The sequence below is a fragment of the Psychrobacter sp. 1U2 genome (genome assembly GCF_051847575.1).
The window spans coordinates 1-1,214 of sequence record NZ_JBPYDC010000312.1 but is presented as its reverse complement, the minus strand read 5'-3'; the positions used below and the strand labels follow the sequence as shown (position 1 = coordinate 1,214).

Annotated in this window: 1 protein-coding gene; it reads right to left on the bottom strand. The window is 46.6% G+C overall.

Going from position 1 to position 1,214, the window contains the following annotated elements; translation table 11 throughout:
* Window positions 1–1,214: FAD-binding protein (locus tag ACS8FD_RS15420; protein ID WP_439276493.1), on the bottom strand; the 1,214-nt coding region annotated here is incomplete at both ends.

The window sequence follows — 1,214 nt, the reverse complement described above, 5'->3', positions numbered from 1 at the left end:
AGTTGCACGAATCTCATCTGCCACGTCTTGCGCATTGTAGCCTTCTGTAGATTGCTGCAATTTATCCAAACGACGTACCGTAAAGTCTAGTACATGCGGGTCGAGCGGCTTGTAGTTATGATCAGCATGATGATATTCATCAACGATATGCTTACCTGCTGCACGTCCAAATACTAATAAATCAAGCAATGAGTTGGTACCTAAACGGTTGGCACCGTGGACACTAACACACGCACACTCACCAATAGCATATAGACCTTTGACGACATCGCCTTTGGCATAAAGACCGTCTTCATCCTTACCCGCTTCTAAATCTGGTACAACCACTTGACCATGAATCGTAGTAGGAATACCGCCCATCATATAATGAATGGTAGGGATAACTGGAATAGGCTCTTTAGTGATATCAACGTTCGCAAAGTTTTTACCAATCTCAAATACCGATGGTAGGCGCTTCATGATGGTATCTACCCCTAAATGCGTCATATCCATAACGATATGATCTGCATTGGGACCACAACCACGACCTTCTTTGATCTCTTGGTCCATAGAGCGCGATACCAGATCACGGGGTGCTAAGTCTTTAACGGTTGGGGCATAACGCTCCATAAAGGCTTCACCGTCTTTATTACGTAAGATTGCCCCTTCACCGCGGCAACCTTCAGTCAACAGCACCCCTGCTCCGTGAACACCCGTTGGATGGAACTGCCAAAACTCCATATCTTGTAATGGAATGCCAGCGCGAACCGCCATACCAATACCGTCACCAGTGTTAATATAAGCGTTGGTAGAAGCGGCAAAAATACGACCAGCACCGCCTGTCGCTAACACCGTAATCGGTGACTGGAACACAGCTACCGCGCCTGTTTCTTGCTCAAGTGCTACCACACCATTGATGTTGCCAGCTTCGTCTTTGATCAAATCAAGTGCAATCCACTCGATAAAGAACTCAGTACCTTGCTGTAAGTTTTTCTGATACAAAGTGTGTAATAGTGCGTGACCAGTACGGTCAGCAGCAGCGCAAGCACGTTGAACCGCTTTTTCACCATAGTTCGACGTATGACCACCAAATGGACGCTGGTAAATCGTGCCATCTTCGTTACGGTCAAATGGCATACCCATGTGCTCAAGCTCATAGACGACTTTTGGCGCTTCACGGCACATATACTCGATAGCGTCTTGATCACCCAACCAATCTGAGCCTTTTACAGTAT